This window comes from Pelagibacterium luteolum (genome assembly GCF_900100665.1).
GTDB lineage: Bacteria > Pseudomonadota > Alphaproteobacteria > Rhizobiales > Devosiaceae > Pelagibacterium > Pelagibacterium luteolum.
In genome coordinates, this window is record NZ_FNCS01000002.1 from 200,247 (window position 1) to 215,786 (window position 15,540).

11 protein-coding genes are annotated in these 15,540 nt (G+C 60.6%); 1 reads left to right on the forward strand and 10 read right to left on the reverse strand.

Annotation, left to right across the window (positions count from 1 at the left end; all coding sequences use genetic code 11):
- Nucleotides 1-38: 38 nt before the first annotated feature.
- Nucleotides 39-1,904, reverse strand: a complete 1,866-nt coding sequence (locus BLR31_RS04995; protein ID WP_090592885.1) for an ABC transporter ATP-binding protein — start codon at nucleotides 1,902-1,904, stop codon at nucleotides 39-41.
- 386 nt (nucleotides 1,905-2,290) lie between these two features.
- Here BLR31_RS04995 and BLR31_RS05000 point away from each other — a divergent pair, with 386 nt between their 5' ends.
- Complete coding sequence (locus BLR31_RS05000) at nucleotides 2,291-3,970, forward strand: PAS domain-containing sensor histidine kinase (RefSeq protein WP_090592888.1); 1,680 nt, start codon at nucleotides 2,291-2,293, stop codon at nucleotides 3,968-3,970.
- A 5-nt stretch (nucleotides 3,971-3,975) separates the two neighbouring features.
- On the opposite strand, the gene BLR31_RS05005 is transcribed toward BLR31_RS05000, so the two are convergent.
- The 9 genes from BLR31_RS05005 to ccmI all read right to left on the reverse strand — a co-directional run bounded on the left by BLR31_RS05005 (nucleotide 3,976) and on the right by ccmI (nucleotide 15,426).
- Entirely contained in the window at nucleotides 3,976-6,819 is a 2,844-nt protein-coding gene (locus tag BLR31_RS05005; protein ID WP_090592891.1) for a bifunctional [glutamine synthetase] adenylyltransferase/[glutamine synthetase]-adenylyl-L-tyrosine phosphorylase, read from the reverse strand.
- 12 nt (nucleotides 6,820-6,831) lie between these two features.
- On the reverse strand, nucleotides 6,832-8,256 hold the full coding sequence (locus tag BLR31_RS05010; RefSeq protein ID WP_090592895.1) for a HAMP domain-containing sensor histidine kinase: 1,425 nt from the start codon (nucleotides 8,254-8,256) through the stop codon (nucleotides 6,832-6,834).
- Entirely contained in the window at nucleotides 8,249-8,968 is a 720-nt protein-coding gene (locus BLR31_RS05015) for a response regulator transcription factor (protein ID WP_176762517.1), read from the reverse strand. The genes BLR31_RS05010 and BLR31_RS05015 overlap by 8 nt, the downstream gene beginning before the upstream one ends.
- A gap of 5 nt (nucleotides 8,969-8,973) precedes the next feature.
- Nucleotides 8,974-10,497: a Do family serine endopeptidase gene (locus BLR31_RS05020; protein ID WP_090592899.1), complete on the reverse strand. Its 1,524-nt coding sequence runs from the start codon at nucleotides 10,495-10,497 to the stop codon at nucleotides 8,974-8,976.
- A 122-nt stretch (nucleotides 10,498-10,619) separates the two neighbouring features.
- On the reverse strand, nucleotides 10,620-11,378 hold the full coding sequence (locus BLR31_RS05025; protein WP_090592902.1) for a sulfite exporter TauE/SafE family protein: 759 nt from the start codon (nucleotides 11,376-11,378) through the stop codon (nucleotides 10,620-10,622).
- A gap of 63 nt (nucleotides 11,379-11,441) precedes the next feature.
- Nucleotides 11,442-11,906, reverse strand: a complete 465-nt coding sequence (locus tag BLR31_RS05030) for a cytochrome c-type biogenesis protein (RefSeq protein ID WP_090592906.1) — start codon at nucleotides 11,904-11,906, stop codon at nucleotides 11,442-11,444.
- On the reverse strand, nucleotides 11,903-13,885 hold the full coding sequence (locus BLR31_RS05035; protein WP_090592910.1) for a heme lyase CcmF/NrfE family subunit: 1,983 nt from the start codon (nucleotides 13,883-13,885) through the stop codon (nucleotides 11,903-11,905). Before BLR31_RS05035 ends, BLR31_RS05030 begins: the two co-directional genes overlap by 4 nt.
- Before the next feature lie 5 nt (nucleotides 13,886-13,890).
- A complete protein-coding gene (gene ccmE / locus BLR31_RS05040; RefSeq protein WP_090592913.1) occupies nucleotides 13,891-14,334 on the reverse strand; it encodes a cytochrome c maturation protein CcmE in 444 nt (147 codons plus the stop codon).
- Nucleotides 14,335-14,337: 3 nt separating this feature from the next.
- Nucleotides 14,338-15,426, reverse strand: coding sequence for a c-type cytochrome biogenesis protein CcmI (gene ccmI / locus BLR31_RS05045; RefSeq protein WP_244504946.1), 1,089 nt, complete (start codon nucleotides 15,424-15,426; stop codon nucleotides 14,338-14,340).
- Nucleotides 15,427-15,540: the final 114 nt, after the last annotated feature.

Sequence of the window (15,540 nt, forward strand, 5' to 3'; positions counted from 1 at the left end):
GGGTCCGGCGCCTCGCGCAATTGCGAGACGCCGCATGCTTACTGCGCCGCAACCTCTTCGGCATCTGCGTCGATAAAGCCGCCCGACTGGCGCGCCCAGAGGCGGGCGTAGGTGCCTCCAAGTTCGACGAGTTCGGCATGCGTACCCACTTCGATCACCCTACCTTCTTCGAGAACGATGAGGCGATCCATGGCGGCGATAGTGGAAAGCCGGTGCGCGATCGCGATGACCGTCTTGCCTTCCATGAGCATGTCGAGCTGGCCCTGAATGGCAGCTTCCACTTCGCTGTCGAGGGCCGACGTCGCTTCGTCGAGCACGAGGATCGGCGCGTCTTTGAGCAGCACACGCGATATGGCGACACGCTGGCGCTGGCCGCCCGAGAGCTTGACGCCGCGTTCACCCACGTGAGCGTCATAGCCTGTGCGGCCTTTGGCATCGACCAGACCCACGATGAAGTCGTGGGCTTCGGCCTGTTTGGCCGCAGCGATCATCATCTCGTCGGTCGCGTCGGGCCGACCATATTTGATGTTTTCACGGACCGAGCGATGCAGGAGCGAGGTATCCTGTGTCACGACGCCGATATTGGCGCGCAGGGAATCCTGAGCAACTGAGGCGATGTCGATGCCATCGACAAGAATGGCCCCGCTCTGGCGATCGTAAAAGCGCAAGAGCAGATTGACGATTGTCGACTTGCCGGCCCCCGAACGTCCGACAAGGCCGATCTTTTCGCCGGGACGGATTGTAAGGTTCAGTCCTTCGATGACGCGGTTGGTCGTGGCATCGCCTTTCTTGCCATAGTTGAAGGCGACGTCCTTGAAGTCAATCTCGCCTTTGACGCGGCCGAGACGCGGAGCGTTGGGCTCGTCGGCGACGATCGAGGGTAGCGACAGCGAGTTGATGCCGTCGCGGACCGTACCGATGTTTTCGAACAGCGCCGACATTTCCCACATGATCCACTGGCTCATGCCCTGGAAGCGCAGGACGATTGCTGCAGCAGCAGCAACGGCGCCGGCCGAAACCAGATCGTCCAGCCAGAGCCAAATCCCGACAAAGCCCACCGAAAACAGTAGCAGCGAATTGAGGATGGTAATGCCCTGGTTAAGGATCGTCACGTACCGCATCTGGCCGTGAACGGTCTTTAGAAACTCGTCCATCGCCTCTTTGGCGTAGGTCTCTTCGCGGCTCGAATGGGAGAAGAGCTTGACCGTTGCGATGTTGGTGTAGCTGTCCACGATGCGCCCGGTCATCATCGAACGCGCATCGGCCTGCAGCTCGGAAATCTTGCCGAGCTTGGGCACGTAGTGGCGCAGAATGAGAATATAAACGATGACCCAGACGATAAACGGCAGTGCTAACCAGATGTTGTTCATGGCCGCCAGCACGACGGCGCCGATGAAATAAACGATGACGTAGTTGAGGACGTCGAGAAGTTTCATGACCGTTTCGCGGACAGCCAGTGCGGTCTGCATAACCTTGGTGGCAATGCGACCGGCGAACTCGTCCTGGAAATAGGTCATCGACTGACGGATGAGGTAGCGATGCGCCATCCAGCGGATGCGCTGTGGGAAATTGCCCAGCAGTGTCTGATGGATAATGAGGTTCGATATCAAGACGATGACCGGCAGCACCACCAGCACGAACAGCGCCATCCAGAACAGCATGGGGCCCTCCTCGGCGAGGAAGGTTTCCTTGTTCGCGCCGGAAAGCCAGTCGATGACATTGCCGAGAAACCCAAACAGCGCGATCTCCGTCAAAGCGACCAAAGTCGACAGCACCGCCATGGCGGCGAGCGGCAGTTTCGCCCCATCCATGTAGTGAAGACAGAAGGCAAGCAAACCCTTAGGGGGCTGCGACGGGTCGCGCGCGGGATAGGGATTTAGGATATTTTCGAACCAACGGAACATCGGACATCTCGGCAGGAAAGGTCAAAAAGCCCGCCGCGCATTCGCGGTCGGGAACTATGGGTCTTAATTTTGCAAGCCACAGCTTGATAAATTCAAATTCGCGTGTGGTCAAGCAATCGGCTGAGCAAGGACGCAGCGGGAACGAGGATCCCGACACACGTCATGGCACGTTCTCTCGAAGCGAATGCGCTATGGCCTGGAGACACCGCGCAGCATTAACCCTGTGGAAATAATTTTTCCAGCGCCTAAGTGACTCTGTCGATTCGACAATTCCGCGCCGGCCGCGAAAGGGCAAAATTTGCCTATGGACAAGAGTCCTCAAGACGATTCAATCTCTTAACATCACAAAGGGTTAGGGCAACCGTTTCAGAGCGGTTGGATTGGGTATGGGATCGGCGGAAGCATCCGGCGTCAGCGGGAAAGGATTCGGTTCGGCAAAACTTCAGCGCACACCACCGCTCGCGATCTCCGCGTCGACGGTCCTTATTGTGCTCTTCACCCTGACCGCGGGCGGCTGCTTCATAGCCTATGACGTGGCTCGCAGCATCAACGACACCCGCGAGCGAGCCCATCTGATTGCCACGATGGCGGCGGCCCATATCGAGGCTGTCGGATCCGAAATTCAGCCAGACGCCATTTCGATACCACCTGCCTTGGCAGAGGATTTCCATCTTTCGCTAGCCGATGCGGAAGGCACGATCATTTTCGCGTCGCTGAACGCTGCGGAGATGGACGGGGACGACGTCATCGGCAGCAGTGTTTCAATTGCAGACGACGATAGTCGCGTCTCGGTTTTCCAGGACACCGCGACGGTTACGGAAGCGATCTTGCTCCGAGCCGGGATGGCGAGCGGCGCATTGATCCTTCTTGCATTTGCATTTTATGGCCTGAACCGCCGATCGTCGGCGCGACGCCTGGATGGCATTTTGCCGGCGCTGGAAGCAGTGCCTTACGGACTGGCGCATTGGCGCGAGGACGGGCTTCTGGTTTGCGCCAATTCGGCGTTCGCCAGACATCTCAAGCTCAGTGCTCAGCAGCTACTGCCGGGCACGGGCTATGGCGATATCTCGCGTACGATCGCCGGGAAAATTACGGCGCGTCCAGTTCTCGACGCAGCACGCCAGCGGATGATCGAAATCGAACGGGAGGATGGTTCGGTCATCCTGCTTGATGAGCGGCCCTGCCCTTCTGGTGGGTTCGTGACGATCGTCACCGACATCACCGACCGCAAGCACGCCGACCGTCTCCTGGGACGCATCCGGGAAGAGCAAAAACGTCTGGCGCGGCGTTATCACGAAGAAAAACTCAAGGCGGAAGCGTCGAGCCGGGCCAAAACGAGCTTTCTTGCCCATGTCTCCCACGACATTCGAACACCGCTCAACCACATCATCGGCTTTGCGGACATGCTGCGGCTTGAAACGTTCGGACCATTGGGCGACCGGCGCTATCTGACCTATCTCGAGGACATCAAGTGCTCAGGCGAACAATTGCTGAAGTCATTCGCAGAAATTCTTGAGTTTGCCGAGATTGAGGGCGGGCGGAAAGCGCTCAAGCAGGAAACGCTCAGTGTCCGGGAGCTTTTGAAGGCGTCGGCAGCGCGGGTCGCCAAGAGGGCGGAAAATGCCGGCATTCGCCTGCAGGTCGAGGTGCGTGGCGAAGGCTCGCTTATCGGTGACCGGCACTACCTCGATCGCATGCTGGGCAATCTCCTGGACAATGCGATCCGGTTTACCGAGCGCGACGGTCTGGTTCGGCTAGGCGCATGGATTTCCCACGAAGGCGTCGTACTGGAGGTCACCGATACCGGGGCCGGTATGAACGAGGAGCAGATGAGCCGGCTCTCGCAGCCCTTTGCGCTCTCGGACGCTTCATTTGCCCGCCATCACGCTGGCATCGGGCTCGGCATCGCAACGGCCCGTGCAATTGCCGAACAGAGCGGTGGACGGCTGGCTATCGACTCGCTCGAAGGCATCGGCACCACGGTCGCGGTTTCCCTACCCCTCGTGCCGGCTGACACATCGCGCTCGGACCACCACGCGCCGAGCTTCAGCGCCCGAGCTGCCTGACACGCCTATTCCTCTCTCATCGCCTCGTAGAATGCCTTAGCGGCATCGGCGACGTCACGCCGCATAACGACGATGTCCGCTTCCAGCCGGGCGAAGTCGGGGTAGTTCGTGCGACGGGCCACGAGTTCTCGGAATGCGGGGGTCCAGCCTTCGTCCTTTAGCGGATCAACAAGGCATGCGCTCATCAGCTGCAGGATCGCTGCGTATGTCGCGTGGATTTCTGCCAGTCTTTCCCCTTGAGGCAGTATCGTGGTTTCGGCCAACCGCAGCAGCACTTTTGCAGGCGGCGCTTGAGGGCAATCGAGTTTCGCGCCTTCGAGCAATTGCGCGGTCTGCGCAATAAACTCGAGATCGACCAATCCGCCATCGAGAAGTTTGAGATCAAAGGTGTGACGGGGCGGGCGTTCTTTCGCCATGAGCGCGCGCATTTCAATGACGTCATCGATTATCTTGTTGCGGTCCCTGGGCTTGCTGAGAACCTCGGCGATTTCGCTAACCACAAGCTTATCGAGACCCGGATCGCCAAGGATCAGTCTGGCGCGGGTCAAGGCAAGATGCTCCCAGGTCCACGCTTCGTCGCGCTGGTAGGAGCGGAAGCGCTTGAGGCTCGTCGCAAGGGGGCCGGCATTGCCCGAGGGCCTGAGGCGCATATCGGCTTCGTAAAGCACGCCTTCCGCGGTCGGCGCCGAGATGGCCGATACCAGCCTCTGGGTGAGGCGAGTAAAATACGTCGAGACGTCGAGCGGGCGCTCACCATCCGATCCCGCACTCCCCTCCGGCACGTCGTAGAGCATGATGAAATCGAGGTCGGAGGTCAGCGTCATTTCGCGACTGGCCATCTTTCCAAAGCCCAGAAGCCCAACTTTCGCGCCGTCGATCACACCGTGACGTTCGGCAAAGCTTTTGCGGACGGAGGCAAACAAACGCGCCAAGAGGGTTTCGGCGAGTGCCGTAAACTGCCGCCCGGCTTGCTCGGCGCTCAAGGCACCGCCCACAAGGCCCGCGGCGATCAGGAATTTCTGCTCCTGGCCGATGATCCGCGCCCGATCGATCAAATCTTCATAGGACCGCGCGTCGGCGAGAAACGCATCGACGCTGGCCACAAGGGTATCGGAAGTTGCTATGTCCCCGGCAAAGGATGGGTCGATCAACCCGTCGACAACATGAGCGCGATGGATGATCGCTTCGGCCAATCGAGGTGCCGACGACATGAAATCGAGCAGCAATTGGCGCAAATGCTCGTGGTTGCGCAGCAACGCGAACATCTGCACACCTGCCGGCAGGCGCGTCAGGAAATCGTTGAAGCGGGCAAATGCGATATCGGCGTTTCCACTCTCGGCGAAGGTCTTGAGCAGCAGCGGAATGAGTTCGGTCAGGTGCTCTCGCGCTTTGGCCGCTCGGGTCGCGGCATACCCGCCATAGTGCCACTTGCGGATTGTGGCAGACACCGCGGCCGGATCGGAAAAGCCGAGATTAGCGAGCGTTTCCAGTGTGTCGGGGTCGTCGTCCGAGCCGGTGAAGACCAGATTGCCCAACTCGCCGGAAAGGCTTTCGCCTTCGGAGAACAGTTCGGCATAATAGTCGCTTACCCGCGCGAGCGCCGCCCTGTAGTCGGCTTCAAATGCCGCGCGGCTGACCGAGCCCATGAGGCGCGCGATATCGTCGACCCCTTCTTGGGTCTCCGGCATTACGTGGGTTTGTTCGTCGCGGAGCATCTGGAGGCGGTTTTCGACGGCGCGGAGAAACCAATAGGTCTCTTCGAGATCGTTTGCCGCCTCGGCACTGATCCACTTGCCTTCGACAAGTGCGCGGAGCGCGGCAACCGTTGGCCGCACGCGCAAGTCAGGGTCGCGGCCACCAGCGATCAATTGCTGTGTCTGGACGAAAAACTCGATCTCGCGGATGCCACCCCGCCCAAGCTTGACGTTATGCCCGAGTACACGTTGCTCGCCGACCTTGCGGTGAATATTGATCTGGCGCTTCATCGCCTGGATATCGGCGATCATCGCGAAATCGAGATGCTTGCGCCAGATGAACGGCGCCAATTCCTTGAGAAACTGGTTGCCAACCGAGATATCGCCCGCGCAGGGACGCGCCTTGATCCAGGCGGCACGCTCCCAGTTCTGCCCACGCGATTCATAATAGCTCAGCGCCGCGTCGACCGATATTGCCACGGGCGTGGAGCCCGGATCCGGACGCAAGCGCACGTCGGTGCGAAAAACGTAACCATCGCCCGTCCGGTCCTGCATGATCGAAACGAGCCGTCGGATCAAACGGACGTAGAATTTATTGTGATCTTCGCCCTCAGCCAGCACGGATAGATGAGGATCGTAGAAGGCGACGATATCGATATCGGAGGAGTAATTGAGCTCCTGACCGCCATGCTTTCCCAGCGCGAATATCGCGAGGCCGGAATTGGCAGCGTTGGCTTTGTCCGCAGCTAAGGCGAGTTTTCCGGAACGAGCCGCCTCGGCCATGAGGAAATCCAGCGTCGCTTCAAGCGCCGCGTCGGCGAGGTCGGACATGCATCGCGTAGTTTCACGCGCTGTCCAGACGCCGCCGATTTCGGCAATCGCCGAAAGCAATGCGCCGCGTCCCTTGCCGATGCGCAACCGCGCGGCGAGACCGGCTTCCTCGCGCTCGGTGCCCGCCTCAACCATATCCTTTATGATCCTGGCAAAGCTCGCTTCCGGCGTCTGGGCCATGGCTTCTGCCAGCCAATCGGCGTTGCGGTCGGCCAACTCCTTCAGGTACGGCGCCGTAGCAAAGATGGTGCCGGTCAGACCGTCATCATTGTTCGCGGCCTCTGCCATGGGCAGGGCTTTTAGCTGCGATGCCAGCGAACTCATTGGGATAGAGCCTTACCTGACAGGAAAGGTGATGACGGCCCTGGCACCCGGCGCGTTGTCCTCAAAAACGATATCGCCACCATGCAGGCGGACAACGGCTGACACCAGAGCGAGGCCGAGCCCCGCGCCCGGTTCGGTGCGGCTCGCCTCAAGCCGAGCGAAGCGCTCGAAGACGCGTGCTCTATCGGCGTCGGGTATCCCCGGTCCGTTGTCGGCCACTTCAATGATGATCCTCCCCGCTTCACTGCGCGCGGACACGATGATCCGCCCGCCCTCGCGCTCCTCGATATGGCCGTACTTTATGGCGTTTTCGACAAGATTCACAAGGGCTTGACCAATGAGTTCACGGTTTGCGTGAAGCTTGAGACCCGGTTCGACCGCCGTTTCAAGTTCCATGCCCGCATCCTCGACGACGGGCGTATAGAGCTCTGCAACATCGGCGACCACTTCACTCAAATCGATGTCGGAAAAGCTTCCTGTCGAGGTTCCCGCCTCGGCGCGCGCAATGAGTAGAAGGGCATTGAAGGTGCGTATGAGCTGATCGGATTCGGCGATGGTGGTTTCCAGCGCCGCCCGCTGTGTTTCAGGATCTGCATTGTCCCGAAGGGCCGCTTCCGCCCTGTTGCGCAGGCGGGTGAGCGGGGTCTTGAGGTCGTGCGCGACGTTGTCGGTGACCTCCTTGAGCCCGATCATCAATTTCTCGATCCGCTCAAGCATGGCGTTGAGGCTGGTTGCAACCGCATCGAATTCGTCATTGCGTCCCGTCACGGGCACGCGCTCCGAAAGGCTGCCGGACATGATCTTGCTCGAGGTGCCGGTGATGCCGTCGATGCGGCGCAGAACGTAGCGCACAGTGAACCCACCCGCCAGAATCGAGAGCAGGATGATACCGACCGCGCCGGCAAAAAATGTGCGCAGGATGATCGCATTGAACCCTCGGCGCTCACCCACGTCGCGTCCGACAACCAGCCGCAGCCCGTTCGAGAGCTCCATGGATTCGACGACGGCGGTACCGTGAGTCTGAACCTCATCCTCGGGCCCGCCATAGATTTCACGGCCGCGTTCGTATTGCAGCTCAAACCGTCCGGTTTCCGCCAATACCGCAGGCGGAAATTCGGTGACGTTGCCAGCGATCATCATGCCGGTGGGGTCGCCGAGATAATAAATGCCCGGACCCGGCCGATCGGCCAGGCGCTGAACGGCGAAGGCCAACGTGCGGACACCCGACCGGCTCGCCAGCAGCCTGATCTGTGTGATCTCCCGCTCGACCTCGCGGAACTGCTCGCGCTGGATCTGGATCGACGTCTGATAGGCGATGAGCGCGAGCAGCACGATAGCAAAGCCCACGAAAATGGCGATGAACATCGCCGTCAGGCGAACGGTGGTCGTGCGCCAGAGATTGCGAAGGGAGAAATTGCGCGGCGCGCTCTCAGTCACGGATCACATATCCCGCACCACGAACCGTCTGCAGAAGCTGACGTTCGTGGCCCTTGTCGACCTTTGCCCGCAGGCGCGACATGTGGACGTCGATGACGTTGGTCTGGGGGTCGAAATGATAGTCCCAGACGTTCTCGAGCAGCATGGTGCGAGTCACGACGCGACCGGCGTTCTTCATGAGATATTCGAGCAGCCGAAACTCGCGCGGCTGAAGCTGGATCGTCTCGTTGTTGCGCTCGACCTTACGGGACAGCCTGTCGAGAACGAGATCACCGACCTGATAAGCCGTTGCGGCCTCGCTCGGCGCGGTACGGCGCGCCATGACTTCGATGCGAGCGAGGAGTTCGGAAAAGGCGTAGGGCTTGACCAGGTAGTCATCACCGCCAGCCCTGAGACCCGTCACACGATCATCGACCTCGCCAAGTGCCGACAGGATCAGCGCGGGCGTATTGTCGCCTTCGGCGCGCAGGGACTCGATGATGGAGAGACCATCTCGGCGCGGCAGCATGCGGTCGACGATCAACACCTCATACTCCATGCCTGACGCCATGGCATAGCCGGTCTCGCCGTCCGTCGCATGGTGGCAGACGTGACCAGCCTCATCGAGCGCCTGGATGAGATAGGACGCGGCCTCGCGATCGTCTTCAATGACCAGGATTTTCAACGTCTTGCCCCCGGAATGGGAACCGGCCCCGCAAAGGGGCCGGCTCATTAGGCTTATTCTTGGACTTCGAGCGGTACACCGACAAAGCGCACCGTACCGTCGCGGATCACCCGCAAGGAGATAGCCGTCTTGCCCTCGGAGGCCGCAGCATCGATCGCTGCATCGAGGTCCTCTGGAGCGCTTAAAGCGCCGCCATTGGCCTGTTCGATTACATCACCGGTGGCGATGCCGCGTCCAGCAGCAGGACCGTTGGGATCAACCGATTCCACCACCAGGCCCTCGCCTTCGGGATTGGTCATGACCGAAATCCCGATATCGGAGCTAGTAGCTTCGGGTTCCTGCTCTTCAACGTCTGCGGGCGGGGTAGGCTGTTCCGTCTCTTCTTCTGCAAGCCGCTCGAGCGTTACGGAAATATCGAGTTCCTCACCATCACGGATGATGCCAAGTTCGACGGACGTACCAGGCGAACGCTGGGAGATGACGCGCGAGAGTTCACGCGCATTATTGACGCCCTGCCCATCGACCGAAACGACGACGTCGCCCGACTCAACGCCTGCGTCAGCAGCCGGTGCGCCTTCGATGGGCTCGGTCACGAGCGCACCATTGGCATTGGCAAGACCGAGTGCATCGGCCAGTTCGTCATTGAGGTCCTGCAGGGACACACCCAGGAACCCGCGAGTCACAACGCCATCGTTGACGAGCTGTGAGATCACGGTCTGTGCCGTAGCTGCAGGAATGGCGAAGGCGATACCCACATTGCCGCCCGAAGGCGAGAAGATGGCTGTATTGACGCCGACGACCTGGCCTTCGGTATTGAACGATGGGCCACCCGAGTTGCCGCGGTTGACCGCTGCGTCGATCTGCAGGAAGTCGTCATAGTAGGATGCGTTGATATCGCGGCCACGCGCCGAGACGATACCGGCTGTTACAGTGCCGCCAAGGCCGAATGGATTGCCGACCGCAACGACCCAATCGCCCACGCGCGCTTCTGCATCGGCGAACTCAACGAAAGGCAGATCGCTACGCTCTTCACGGACCTTGAGCAGGGCCAGATCGGTGCGCGGATCGGTGCCCACGACATCGACTGCCAGTTCGGTATCGTCTTCGAGCAGCACGGTCACTTCCGACGCATTCTCGATGACATGGTTGTTTGTCACGATATAGCCGTCAGCAGAAATGATGAAGCCCGAGCCAACAGCCTGCATGAACTCGCGCGGACGGTTGGGCCGCTGGGATTCTGGCGAATTGAAGGGCTCTTCGAACTGCTCAAAGAAACGACGCAGCGGGTGGTCTTCAGGCAGATCGGGGAACTCGAACTCGAAGTTGGGGCCGCCGCGCTGCATCTGCTGCATCGGGACTTCGCTACGTACCTGGACCGACACGACTGCCGGCGACACAGATTCCACGAGATCCGCAAAACCCGTCATTGGCGGGTTGCCCACGTTCTCACCCACCTGTTGGGCGATGGCAGGCTGGGTATTCATAAATCCGGCGCCAAGGGTGCCGGCGGCGACGATCATCGCGATACCCGATGCCGCAATGAGTTTGCGCTTCGGTGTAGAAAGCATATTGGGCATGAAAACTATCCTCTTCTCACACACAGTAATGTCTGGTGTTGGATCACTATGTAGTAAGCCCCGGCTTTCCGCACAGTTGCGCCGAGATTAAATCTTCGTAATGGACCGGGCGGAAGTATGGCTTATCCGAACGCCGCTTGTCGCAGCATTTCGAGCGCGAGAACGGTCATCACGATCTTAAATATCTTGCGAAACTGGGCTTCCGGCATCGCGTCGAGCATGCGCGTGCCCACCATCGTCCCGAGCAGGCCGGTGATCACCATGGCGATGATGAGCGGCACATAGGGCGCCAGCACGACACCAAAGATCGTGAAGGACGCGATCTTGGCAACGTTGTTGATGCCGACGAGCGTTGCGTGGGTCGCGATCAACTCCCTACGATCTTCGAGCTTGCGGAGGAAATTGGCGACCAAAGGCCCGATGGCGCCGATGACCATGCCCAGCGCTCCGATAATCCCGCCCGCGGCGAGGTCGGCGATCGGCCCGCGCCCGGATACGCGCGGCTGCGGTCCCCAGACGCTGTAGAGAATGAAGGCGGCGATCAGCACTCGAAACAGATTATCGGGCAGCGATACCGCAATGCTGCCGCCCACGAGCGATCCGATGACCGTTCCGACGCCGAACCAGAGCACCAGATGCCATTGGATATGAACCCTTTGAATCACCGCCCGGCCGACATTTGATCCGAGCTGGATACAGCCATGAAAGGGAATGAGTACCGCCGGGGGCAGCGCCAGCCCCAGAGCAGCGAGCATTGCAATGCCGCCCCCGAGCGCAAAGACAGCCGTGATGGCCGATGTCAAAAAGCTGAAGGCGACCAGCGTTACGGCAAGCCATGGAGACATGCCGTCGGGCAAGAACAGTAATGGATCGAAAGGCATAGGCTGGCGGGCTCCTCTGCGCTTTTGTGGCAGAGGGGTCGAGTCCCGACAAGCCCCGGAGAGCTAGCCTTTTCTAAGTTGAGCCAACGCTTTTTCTTCTTCTTTTGTTAGCTTGGTTCGCTCGGTCTTGTGCTTGCGCAGCCTCATCGCGCTGACAATCGTTACAATCAGTCCGATGATGAGGAGAATTGGGGTCGCCACCCACAGGACGATCGTATGCCCGGCGAACACTGGCCGCAGCAGAACGAACTCCCCATAGCGGGCCACGACATAGTCATAAACCTCGGTATCGGTTTCGCCAGCGACCAAGCGTTCGCGCACCAACAATCGCAAATCGCGCGCCAGTTCGGCGTCGGAATCGTCGATGGACTGGTTCTGGCAGACAAGACACCGCAGATTGGCGGAGATGGACCGTGCGCGCTGCTCGAGAACCGGGTTGTCCAGCACTTCGTCTGGCTGGACGGCGAACCCTACGCCCGGCGCCATCAGGGACCATGCCGCAATAACAGCCATCACAAACCGCATCATTTGTTCGCTCCCGCCAGTTTCGCCTTGCGCCGAGGCTTTGCGGGGGCGCCGACGCGCATGCGGCGATCGGTCAGCGACAGGAACGCGCCCGACGCCATGATTATGGTCCCGAGCCAGATCAGCAGGACATAGGGCTTGTGCCACAGCCGCGCCACGCGCGCGTCCGGACCGACCCGTTCGCCGAACTGGATATACATCTGGCTGAACCCGTACGTGCCGATCCCCGCCTCGGTGGTCGGCGTTCCGCTCACCGGATAGACGCGGCGCTCCGAGGTAATAGTGCGCTCTCCGCCCCAAGGCGAAATCACCGCATAGCTGCCGCGGTCGGCACTGAAATTGGGTCCATCGGTGTGGATTTCACCTTCGTAAGTGATCGAATACCCCGCAATATCGACAGTCTCGCCCTGGCGCATCGAGGTCACGATCTCGGTCTGAAAGGCCGTGGCGCAGACCACGCCCAGCACCGTGACGCCCATGCCGAAATGGGCCAGCGCGGTCGACCATGCCGTACGCGGCAGCCCCCTGAGGCGCGCCATGCTCTGCCGGAAACCGGTGCGCCCAAAGGCAGCGCGATCGACAAGGTCTGCGATCGCCCCGACCATCACCCAGAAGCCTATGGCCAGTCCGATGGGCGCCAGTGAGATTGGAAAGCCCATGAAACCATAGACGACCAGGCTGATGATCACGGTAACGATGATCGCCGCCATCAATCGCTGGGTCACGGCGCCCAAATCGCCACGCTTCCAGGCAAGGAAGGGCCCGAACGGGATAAGCAGGAGAAGCGGCACCATCAACGCACCGAAGGTGATGTCGAAGAATGGGGCACCAACAGTGATCCGCGCACCCGTGAGCGATTCCAGCACCAGCGGATACAGCGTCCCCACAAGCACGCCGGCGGTTGCAGCGGACAGGAAAAGATTGTTGAGGATCAGGGCGCCTTCTCGGCTAATCGGCGCAAACAGACCGCCCGAGCGCAAGGCAGATGCACGCAGCGCAAACAGCGTGAAGGCCCCACCGATCAATGCCGCGAGCATCGCCAGAATGACCATGCCCCTTGTCGGGTCCGACGCAAAGGAATGGACCGAGGTCAGAATGCCCGAGCGCACGAGGAAGGTTCCCAGCAGGCTCAGCGAGAACGTGATGATGGCCAGAAAGATCGTCCAGACCTTTAGCGCATTACGCTTTTCCATAACGATCGCAGAGTGCAGCAGCGCCGTGCCGGAAAGCCACGGCAGGAAGCTGGCATTTTCGACGGGATCCCAGAACCACCAGCCACCCCAGCCAAGCTCGTAATAGGCCCAGTATGAGCCCATGGCGATGCCCAGAGTCAGAAATGCCCAGCTCGCCAGTGTCCATGGCCGCACCCAACGCGCCCAGGCCGCATCGATCTTGCCGGAGATCAGTGCCGCCATGGCGAACGAGAAGCAAATCGAAAACCCGACATAGCCGAGATAGAGCAATGGAGGATGGATCGCGAGGCCGATGTCCTGCAGCACGGGATTGAGTTCGGTCCCGTCAAACGGCGCCGGGTCGAGGCGCCAGAACGGGTTCGAGGTGAATAGCACAAAAGCTGAGAATGCGGCGACCATCATGCCCTGATTGGACAGGACCAATGTGCGCAGATCGGACGGCAGATTGCGCCCGAACGCTGCTACCGCTGCACCGAACAGCACGAGGATAAGCACGAAGAGCAGCATGGAGCCTTCGTGATTGCCCCAGACGCTGGTGAATTTGTAGAGCATCGGCTGCAGCGAGTGGGAATGTGAGACCGCGAGTTGGACCGAGAAATCATCGGCCATGAACGCCTGGCACAACGCAGCAAACGCAAAGCCGACCAATGCAAACTGCAGAATGGCCGCCTGGCTCACGAAGCGATCTGCCAAGGCGTTTCCGCGCCAGAGCGTAAACCCGATAATCGCCTGTGCTGCCGCGAGGATGCAGGCGAGGATCAGCGCGAAATGTCCCAGTTCGATGATCACGGCGGTTAGCTCCCCTCGCCTTGCCAAACGCCTTCGTTGCGTAGCGTGTCGGCCACTTCGCGCGGCATGTAGGTCTCATCATGCTTGGCGAGCACATTGGTGGCGAGGAACGTGCCGTCGGGCTGCATGCTGCCCTCGGCGACCACGCCCTGCCCTTCGCGAAACAGGTCGGGCAGGATGCCGTTGAAAAGCGCCGTCATCTGGCTCTCGCCATCATGCACGACAAAAACATTGGTTTCGCCGTTCTGCTCCCAGCTTCCGTCCATCACCAGGCCGCCGAGGCGGATGGGTGTGCCATTGGCCACGCCGTTTTCGGCGATTTCGGTCGGCGAATAGAAGAAGACGATCTGGTCGCGCAACGCTGTCAGGATCAGGCCGGCGGCCAACGCCAGCACGAGTCCGAGTCCGGCGATAACGCCAAGTCGTTTCTGCTTGCGGGTCCAGGCCAATCTCTATTGCTCCGAATTCAGTCCAAGGTCTTGTGCGTAAGTTTGCAGCGCCAGCCGATCCTGGCCCTCAAGTGCGGCGAGACCGCGTTCGACGTCTTCGAGCGCAGCTGCGTCGCCATCGAGTTGCTGACGCGATCGGACGAGCTGCATCCATTCGTCGGCACTGCCGCCATCTTGATACAGGCGTGCGGCCATTCCGTCGACCATACCGCGGATCATCACATCCATGGTGGCGTCCGGCTCGCTGTCACCGAGCGTCGTACCCTGAAGCCCGGCTTGCGCTGCGACCAGTCCCTGCCGCGCCGTTGGGATCCAGGCTTCCTCACCCGTCCCGATGGCCAGCAATTCCTGCCACATGGCAACTGCCTCCTCGTAATCTTCGGCTTGGGTCATCTGACCGGCGAGATAGAATCGCGACCGCACATGCGTTGGGTCCGCTTCGGCCGCTTCGAAAAGCAGGGCCGTCGCTTCCTCTGTGGGCTCTCCGCCATTGGCCATGGCGAGGGCCTCTGCGAGGCTTGTCTGGCGATCGGGCGTCGGCTCTTCGAGCTCCAGCACGCGACGCCAGGCCGCGACGGCCTCGTCAAATCGCTGCTGCTCCATGTAGATTGGCGCCAGAACCAGCCAGCCACGCACGTCATTTGGCGTCTCGACCATCTGCGCCTCGACGCGCGCCACGGCGTCTTCGATGCTGATCTGGGCGTCGGGCACGAACGTCTCGCGCTCTGACAGTGGCTGCGCTGGAAGATCGGCGCGGCCGATGAGCGCATAGAGCCCGATACTTGCGGCGGCGACCACCGGCAGAGTACCCATGAGCACCAGCCTGCCGCTGCGACCGGGCCGGACGGCCGCGGTCTCCTTCTCGTGCCGGATCACCTCACGGGCAAGCTCGGCGCGCGCAGCATCAGCCTCTTCGGGGGACATGCGCCCGCTCTCGACGTCGCGATCGATTCCCTCGAGCTGGGTGCGGAAAAAGGCGAGCGCGGCGTCGGGCGCCACAGCGTCGCCGGTAACCTTCTGGCCGCGCCGCATACCGACCCACAGCACGCCGATACACACCAGCGCCAACCCAATTACGAAAATCCAGAGCAAGATAGAGGCTAACCCTTGAAAACCATTGTGAGACCGTTTCTATAGGCCAAACCCGTGCGGAATAAAGGCTTTGTCCGGGGCGCGCTTTGCCGCACCCATAAGTTTTCGCCCGCC

Coding starts and splice junctions, on each gene's coding strand:
- BLR31_RS05005 (WP_090592891.1), bottom strand. CDS start 6,819: ATGAGTTCGCTGGCATCGCAGCTAAAAGCCCTGCCCATGGCAGAGGCC.
- BLR31_RS05030 (WP_090592906.1), bottom strand. CDS start 11,906: ATGATGCGGTTTGTGATGGCTGTTATTGCGGCATGGTCCCTGATGGCG.
- BLR31_RS05015 (WP_176762517.1), bottom strand. CDS start 8,968: ATGAGCCGGCCCCTTTGCGGGGCCGGTTCCCATTCCGGGGGCAAGACG.
- BLR31_RS04995 (WP_090592885.1), bottom strand. CDS start 1,904: ATGTTCCGTTGGTTCGAAAATATCCTAAATCCCTATCCCGCGCGCGAC.
- BLR31_RS05000 (WP_090592888.1), top strand. CDS start 2,291: ATGGGATCGGCGGAAGCATCCGGCGTCAGCGGGAAAGGATTCGGTTCG.
- BLR31_RS05020 (WP_090592899.1), bottom strand. CDS start 10,497: ATGCCCAATATGCTTTCTACACCGAAGCGCAAACTCATTGCGGCATCG.
- BLR31_RS05025 (WP_090592902.1), bottom strand. CDS start 11,378: ATGCCTTTCGATCCATTACTGTTCTTGCCCGACGGCATGTCTCCATGG.